Annotated in this window: 6 protein-coding genes and 1 rRNA gene; 4 read left to right on the top strand and 3 right to left on the bottom strand. The window is 58.7% G+C overall.

Going from position 1 to position 7,867, the window contains the following annotated elements; genetic code table 11:
• Nucleotides 1-23: 23 nt before the first annotated feature.
• The 4 genes from rrf (at nt 24) to uvrB (ending at nt 3,839) form a co-directional block, all read left to right on the top strand.
• Nucleotides 24-139, top strand: a 5S ribosomal RNA gene (rrf, locus tag ACTQ05_RS04735).
• Nucleotides 140-331: 192 nt separating this feature from the next.
• Complete coding sequence (coaE, locus tag ACTQ05_RS04730; RefSeq protein WP_154517538.1) at nt 332-973, top strand: dephospho-CoA kinase; 642 nt, start codon at nt 332-334, stop codon at nt 971-973.
• Entirely contained in the window at nt 966-1,547 is a 582-nt protein-coding gene (locus ACTQ05_RS04725) for a lytic transglycosylase domain-containing protein (protein ID WP_441032774.1), read from the top strand. The genes coaE and ACTQ05_RS04725 overlap by 8 nt, the downstream gene beginning before the upstream one ends.
• 51 nt (nt 1,548-1,598) lie before the next feature.
• A complete protein-coding gene (gene uvrB / locus ACTQ05_RS04720; protein ID WP_441064051.1) occupies nt 1,599-3,839 on the top strand; it encodes an excinuclease ABC subunit UvrB in 2,241 nt (746 codons plus the stop codon).
• A 65-nt stretch (nt 3,840-3,904) separates the two neighbouring features.
• Here the strand turns inward: uvrB and ACTQ05_RS04715 are convergent, their stop codons facing one another.
• From ACTQ05_RS04715 to ACTQ05_RS04705, 3 genes are all read right to left on the bottom strand, one after another.
• Nucleotides 3,905-5,545: an NAD(P)/FAD-dependent oxidoreductase gene (locus ACTQ05_RS04715; RefSeq protein WP_441064049.1), complete on the bottom strand. Its 1,641-nt coding sequence runs from the start codon at nt 5,543-5,545 to the stop codon at nt 3,905-3,907.
• An 80-nt stretch (nt 5,546-5,625) separates the two neighbouring features.
• A complete protein-coding gene (locus ACTQ05_RS04710) occupies nt 5,626-6,897 on the bottom strand; it encodes an NAD(P)/FAD-dependent oxidoreductase (protein WP_441064048.1) in 1,272 nt (423 codons plus the stop codon).
• Nucleotides 6,898-7,728, bottom strand: coding sequence for an Mrp/NBP35 family ATP-binding protein (locus ACTQ05_RS04705; RefSeq protein WP_427718672.1), 831 nt, complete (start codon nt 7,726-7,728; stop codon nt 6,898-6,900).
• Between the last annotated feature and the right edge of the window lie 139 nt (nt 7,729-7,867).

Below are 7,867 nucleotides of genomic sequence, written 5' to 3'. Positions count from 1 at the left end.
GATACGGTGGGCGCCGCCCACCGGTCAGCGGCCAGAGCATGGGGGGCACGCCCGGTCCCGTTCCGAACCCGGAAGCTAAGCCCCATCGCGCCGAGAGTACTGCGGGGCCAGCCCGTGGGAGGCCAGGGCGCCGCTGACCGGTGGACGGCACCGAGCCGTCATCGAGAATCGAGAAGGGGGAGGCCTCGCGGCCTCCCCCTTTTTTGCGCTATATACAAGCTGTGCCTTGTGAGCGGACTCTTCCTTTGACTCTCTTACTGTTTGGCTGTTTTTTGAACCGTCGCTTTGTATTTGCGCGATAATTACTCGCATTGACGTTAGGGAGGGCTTGATGTTTACCGTTTTCGTTTTGGGCAATATTGCTTCGGGTAAATCGACTGCCTGCCGCTTTCTGGAATCTCGCGGAGCCCTGCTTATCGATTTAGATGTTCTTGCCAAATCGCTGTACGTACCGGGGTCGGATATCGTCAATGCTCTTGCTGAAGAGTTTGGCTGGGATATTTTGGACGAGGATGGCGGTGTTCGACGTAACGTTCTCGCTTCTCGAGCTTTTGTTTCTCCCGATACGGTTGCAAGGCTCAATAGTATTGTTCACCCCGCTCTCATTGAGCAGCTTTCGCTGAGGATTCTCGATCCTGCTTGCTGTACGGTTTCGTCCCCCCGCTATCCCTTTGCGGCGGTCGAAGTATCTGCTCCGACTGGCTTTGAGGATGCCTTTGGCCTTGCGGATGAAATTATGGTTGTTAGCGCTCCTTTAGCGGTCCGTCGCGAACGCGCTATTCACCGTGGTATGGAGCCATCCGATTTTGATGCTCGCTGTGCTTGCCAACCCGATGAGTCTTCGCTTTGCAGTCTCGCCACGACCGTGATTGATAACGCAGCGGGCGACAGCTCGCTCTTTGAACAACTGGACGCGTGGCTTGCTCGCCATGGCCTTATGGATGCTATGGATAAGGAGACGACAGATGCCTAAGACGCGTTTCTTTACGTGGTATCGCCTTGTGCCGCTGGTTGTCGTTTTCGTCTTTGGCCTTATCTCGCTCGTTTACTCGTGTGCTCCCGCCGCTTTCTTTAAACCGTTCTATCCGATTGACTATGAGGCGTATGTAAAGCAGTCCAGTATTTCGCATAATCTCGATCCGTATCTGGTGTGTGCCGTCATCAAGTCGGAATCAAATTGGGATCCCGAGGCGGAATCAAACCAGGGCGCCCAAGGTCTCATGCAACTTATGCCCGAAACCGCTCAGGATATGATCGCTAAGGGCCTTGTCGACGGGGATGAGTATTCTGCCGATAACCTGAATGACCCCGCTTCGAATATCGAATTTGGGTGCGCGTACCTCTCGTACCTGTTGACGTATTTCAATGGTTCGACGGATAGCGCTATTGCTGCTTACAATGCCGGAATGGGCAATGTCGATGGGTGGGCGCAGCAAAACACATCGCTCCATAACGCGATTGCCTTTCCCGAGACGCAAGCCTATTTGATTCGTGTCAATAATGCCTGGATTCGCTATAAGACCCTCTATCCCGACCGGTTCGTATAGGACTATGCCTGCCGCCTGCGTATACTGCAGATGTATGAGTTAGGAGTATCCATGGCGGATTTTGAAGTTGAGCGTGTTGGCGGAGAGCTCAAACGTTTTGGCGTTGAGGGCTCCGAGGTACCGTTTGAGGTCGTGTCTCCCTATGAGCCTGCAGGTTCACAGCCTAAGGCCATTGAGTCGCTTGTGCAGGGTGTGAGGGAAGGAGACCGCTATCAGGTTTTGCTTGGCGTGACCGGCTCGGGCAAGACCTTTACCATGGCCAAGACCATCGAAGCTCTCGGTAAGCCAACGCTGGTCATGGCCCCCAACAAAACCCTCGCCGCCCAGCTTGCGAGCGAGCTCAAAGAATTCTTTCCCAACAACGCCGTGGTCTACTTCGTCTCGTACTACGACTACTATCAGCCCGAGGCATATGTGCCGCAAAGCGATACGTATATCGAGAAGGATGCTTCGATTAACGAAGAAGTCGAGATGCTTCGACATCAGGCGACCGCCTCGTTGCTTTCTCGACGCGATGTGATCGTCGTTGCTTCGGTGTCCTGCATCTATGGCATCGGCTCTCCTGAGGACTATGCGGGGCTGGCGCCGAATGTCGACAAGAAAGTACCGCTCGAGCGCGATGACTTTATCCATGCGCTCATCGACATTCAGTACGACCGGAACGACTATGACTTGGCGCGTGGCACCTTCCGCGTGCGCGGTGATGTTGTCGATGTGTATCCGCCCTATGCCGAGCATCCGTTGCGATTTGAGTTCTTTGGCGATGAGGTCGAGCTTATCGCCGAAATCGATGAGGTTACCGGTGAGATGCTTCGTGAGTATGAGGCTATTCCCGTGTGGCCGGCATCGCACTATGTGACCGAGAAGCCCAAGGTCAAGGCGGCCTTGAAGTCAATCAGTGAAGAGTGCGAGAAGCGCGTGGCGGAGCTCAAGGCGACCGACAAGTTGCTCGAGGCGCAACGTCTACAGCAACGGACCGATTATGACCTCGAGATGCTCGAGACCATGGGCTTTTGCAACGGCATCGAGAACTACTCGCGTCATCTGGACGGGCGTAAGCCGGGTGAACCGCCGTTTACCTTGATTGACTACTTCCCCAAGGACATGCTCTGCATCATAGACGAGAGCCACGTGACGGTGCCACAGATTCGCGGCATGCACGAAGGCGACCGATCGCGCAAAGTTACGCTTGTTGAGCATGGTTTTCGCCTGCCCTCGGCGCTCGACAATCGTCCGCTTCGCTTCGATGAGTTTGAGGCGAGGATTCCGCAGTTCATCTATGTTTCGGCAACGCCGGGCGACTACGAGCTGCGGGTGAGCCAAAACGACGTGGAGCAGATTATTCGTCCGACCGGCCTGCTCGATCCCAAGATCGACGTGCGTCCCGTTCGCGGTCAGATTGACGATCTTGAGGACGAGATTCGCGAGCGCGTTGCCCGCAAGGAGCGCGTGCTGGTGACCACGTTGACCAAGCGCATGGCCGAGGACCTGACCGACCATCTACTTGATGCGGGCATTAAGGTCAATTACATGCACTCTGATACGGCGACAATGGACCGTGTCGAGATCCTGCGAACGCTGCGCGAGGGCAAGATCGATGTTCTCGTTGGCATCAACCTGCTTCGCGAGGGCTTGGATCTTCCCGAGGTCTCACTGGTGGCAATTCTCGATGCCGATAAGGAAGGCTTCTTGCGCAACCGCCGTTCGCTGATTCAGACGATTGGCCGTGCGGCCCGTAACGCCGATGGCGAAGTCATCATGTATGCAGACGTTGTGACCGATTCGATGAAAGCGGCCATCGAGGAGACGCGGCGCCGTCGCGAGATTCAGATGGCATATAACGAAGAACATGGCATTGTGCCCAAGACAGTGCGCAAGGCCATCAACGACATCTCAAGTTTTATTGCCGAGGCCGAAAAAACTGTGGGCTCCAAGGGACGCTCGAAGGGCGACTCTCTTGGCCATGGCGCATTCTATACGCCCGATGAGTCGGGCGAGGGCGGTGTGCCGGAAACGGTGGCGCCCGAGCAGACACTTGCGGAACAGTTGGAAGAACTACCGCATGACGAGCTTGTGCGGATCGTCGAAACCATGGAAGAGGATATGCGTAACGCTTCTGCCGTCATGGACTTTGAGGAGGCGGCGCGCCTGCGTGATGCTGTCGTTCAGATTCGGGCGATGCTCGAGGGTGCGTCTGAGGACGAGACGATCGAGCGCTTGCGTTCGCAGGCCCGCAAGGGTTCCACGTTCGCATCGGGTAGAAAACGCCAGGGTGCACGGTTTAAGAAATAGCGAACAGGCCCCGAGTTCCCTGTGGAGCTCGGGGCCTGTGTCTTTTGCGCGCTGGAATTCGTTCGCTAGAGGTCTGCGATCAGGGCTTCGGCACAACGGATACCGTCGGTGGCCGCGCTCATGATGCCTCCGGCATATCCAGCTCCCTCACCACAAGGGTAGAGGCCCGGGGTCGACACGGCATGGCACGTTCGGTCTCGGGTGACAGTGACCGGTGAGCTCGAACGAGTCTCCACGCCGGTAAGAACGGCATCGGGGCGGTCGTAGCCCCGTAGCTTTTTTCCGAGTAGGGGAAGTCCCAGGCGGAGCGACTCGACGATATGCTGCGGCAGGGCTTCGTCAATTGCCGTCCAGGTCACACCGAGCGGATAGGTGGGCTTTACCTTTCCGGGCGCCTTGCTGGCGCGTCCTGCGAGGAAATCTCCGACGAGTTGTGCCGGTGCGTTCCAGTTGGAACCGCCCAGGCGATAGGCGGCCGCCTCGCAGGCGCGCTGGAGCTCGATGCCGGCGAGCGGGTCATCGTCGGGAAGGTCCTCAGGCGTGACGTTAACGAGCAGGGCGGCATTTGCGTTACGGCCGTCGCGGGCATTGAGGCTGGCGCCGTTGACGCACAGGTGGCCCTGCTCGGAAGAGGCGGCGACAACCTGCCCGCCGGGGCACATGCAAAACGAGAACACGCTGCGGCCGTTGGGAAGATGGGCGACGAGTTTGTAGGGGGCTGCTCCGAGGGCAGGATGTCCCGCCGAGGCTCCATATTGGGCTCGGTCGATGTCGCGCTGCGGATGCTCGATGCGAACGCCCATGGCAAAGGTCTTTTGTGCGAGGGCCACGTTGTGGTCCTTAAGGAGTTCAAAAATATCGCGAGCAGAATGCCCGCAGGCGAGGATGAGGTGCTTTGTCTCAATTGGCTCGTAAGCGGCGTCTTGGGACGATTGGACATCAATACCGGTGATGGCGCCAGACGCGTCGATGCGAATGTCGACGAGTTTTGTTCGATAACGGACGATACCTCCGAGCTGCTCGATGCGCTGGGATATAGCGGTAACAACCGTGGGAAGGATGTCGGAGCCAATGTGCGGCTTGGCATCCCACAGAATATTGCGGGGCGCACCCGCCTCGACGAAGGTATCGAGGATGAGGCGATGGGCGGGATTTTTGGTTCCCGTATTGAGCTTGCCGTCCGAGAAGGTCCCCGCGCCGCCCAGGCCAAACTGGATATTGCTCTCGGGGTCGAGGATACGCTCCTTTAGAAAGAGGTCGATCGCATGCGAGCGGCGAAATGCCGGGTCGCCGCGCTCGATGAGCAAGGGCTTCAGACCCGCTTCGGCAAGGGTGAGTGCGGCGAAAAGGCCGGCACATCCGGCACCGACGACGACGGGGCGCTCTTTGGGTGCGCTAGAAACGGGGGAGGGGAATGAAGGCTCATCGTCTTCTATCGCGCGTACGCGCGAGCGGTCACGCTCGGCAACGCTGTCGACCGCTTCTCGCTCGAGGTGGGGACTAGTCAGCTCAACACGAAAGCTCAGGATAAAATGGACGTCTCGTTTTTTGCGAGCGTCGATTGACTTGCGGTGGAGCTCGATGGACTTGATCTCGGAGTCCTTGCAACGCAGGACGCGCTTGGCGAATCGCTTGCCAACAATGAGGCAGGCATTTTCATCGCCGGCTTCATCGAGTGACGCGTTGACTTGGGTGAGTTCGATCATCGAGGTCTCCTTAGAGGCAAGAAAGAGGCCGTCCGGTATCCCAGACGGCCCGAATGCGTTTTTGATTATAGACTGTGCGGCTACAGGCTGCTTGCAGCGCGAATGCCCGAGATCCAGGCCCACGCAAGGTTAAAGCCTCCGCAATCGGCGTCGATGTCGAGCGCTTCGCCGCAGACGTAAAGCGGGGCGTCGACAACGCTGCACGCGTGTAGACTGGGTGTTGAGATGCTCTCGACAGATACGCCACCACGCGTGACCTGCGCCGAGCGCTCCTCGGCTGTTCCCTCGACGAGCAACTTAAAGTGCTTGAGGAACGAGACCAGGTGGACGACATCGTTGGAGCCTGGATGGCACTGCTCGAACGCTGTGCAGACGACGCGGGAGAGTTGCGGGGCGAGCATGCCGTCGAGCCAACGGGGATCGCGGGGCGAAAAGCCGCCGAGCAGCTCAACGCGCCGGTTAAGCATATCGAGCAACTCGTCTTTAGAGAGGTCGGGGAAAACGTCGAGCAAGATCGTATCGCCGCGCTGGATACGACGGGAGAGGTTGAAGACAGCGACGCCCGAGATACCGAAGGTTCGAAACAGTACTTCACCGTCTTCGTGCCAGAGCTCACTATGGTTACGGGTGAGCGTCAAGCGGGCGCGGACGCGCAGACCATCCAACGTCTTGAGTGCCGCCCGATCGCCGACGACCGTTGCCGATACGGGGCAGAGGATGGGGCGCAGCGAAGTGAGGGGGAGGCTAAACGTATCGGCGATACCGGTGGGGTTGCCACCCGTGGCGATAATTACGGCATGTGCCTCCAGGGCCTCGTTCTTGCGAGGGACATCGGCGAGTGCTTTCCGAAGCGAGCGGAGCTCCGATTTTCGGTCGTCGTGCTTTTTTGCCTTGAGCGCCCGCGCTGGACGGTTTATTTGGAGTGCCCAGCCTTCGGAAGCTTTGTGCGCCGAGGCAACGTTGGCCCCGCAGACTAAGGTGATACCTAGGCGGTCGCAAACGTTGAGAAGCGCGTCGCGTACCGATTCGGCGCGAAGGGAGCGCGGGTACAGCCGGCCTTCCTCGGAGGTTGTCATGATGCCCAGCGAGGAGAAGAAACCCATAAGCTCTTGTTCGGGCTGGGGGCCCATGACGGATTCGACGAATGCGGGGTGGTTATACCGCTGTGGATCAATCGATTCGTTGGAGAGGTTGCAGCGACCGTTGCCGGTCGCAAGGAGCTTAAGGCCGCAGGCGACATCGCGCTCAACGATGCAGACGCTTTTGCCAGCGCGTGCGGCCGTAATGGCGGCGGCGAGGCCTGAAGCCCCGCCGCCGATTACCAGGACGTCATAGAAGGCGCTCGTGTTCACTTAGGCCTCGTCGGTCTCGTGCGGGGCAATGGCCTCGACGGCAGAGACTGCCTGGGGCAACATGCCATCGGGCAGCGCGGTCTCGACCTCGCCCTTATCGCAGGCCTCGGCGAGTGCCGGATTAATGGGAAGCTGGCCCAAGATGTCGAGGTTATAGCGCTCTGCGACCTCGGGGAGCTTGCTCTTGCCAAAGACCTCGATCTTCTTGCCGCAGTCGGGGCACTCAATATAGCTCATGTTCTCGACAATGCCCAGAATGGGGACGTTCATCTTCTCGGCCATGTTAACCGCCTTGGCGACGATCATCGAGACCAGATCCTGCGGGCTCGTGACGATGACGATGCCGTCGACGGGCAGCGACTGGAAGACGGTGAGCGCGACGTCGCCTGTTCCCGGAGGCATGTCGACCAGCAGATAGTCGATGGGGCCCCACGAGGTCTCGCTCCAGAACTGCCTAATGGCGCCTGCGATGACAGGACCGCGCCAAAGGACGGGGTCGGTCTCGTTTTGGAGCAGCAGGTTGGAGCTCATGACCTTGACGCCGTGCTCGGAGATTTCGGGCAGCATAAGGTTGCCAAGGGCATGGACGTGGCGTCCGCTCATACCGAACATCTTGGGGATAGAGGGACCGGTGATGTCGGCATCGAGGACGCCGACCTTGTGGCCGTGACGGGCAAGCTCGGTGGCGATGGCACCGGTGACAAACGACTTGCCGACACCGCCCTTGCCGGAAAGCACGGCGATGACGCGTTTGACCTCGGACAGCGTGTTCTCCTCAAATTGCGACGGCGACGTTTGTCCGCCGGCGGCCTGTGCGTGCTCGCAACCCATGTATGACTCCTTTGTATATGTTGGGGCCGGAGCCCCGTGATGTGACACGAGCGTCATTGTACCCTCGTTTGCGAGCGGGAGTCATTTGTGATGCATTTGGGCCGAGTGTGCTTGCAATACGATGGGCCCAAGCGAATGA

This window comes from Collinsella sp. LCP21S3_A9, assembly GCF_052118785.1.
Taxonomy (GTDB): domain Bacteria; phylum Actinomycetota; class Coriobacteriia; order Coriobacteriales; family Coriobacteriaceae; genus Collinsella.
This window is presented reverse-complemented; position numbering and strand designations above follow the sequence as displayed.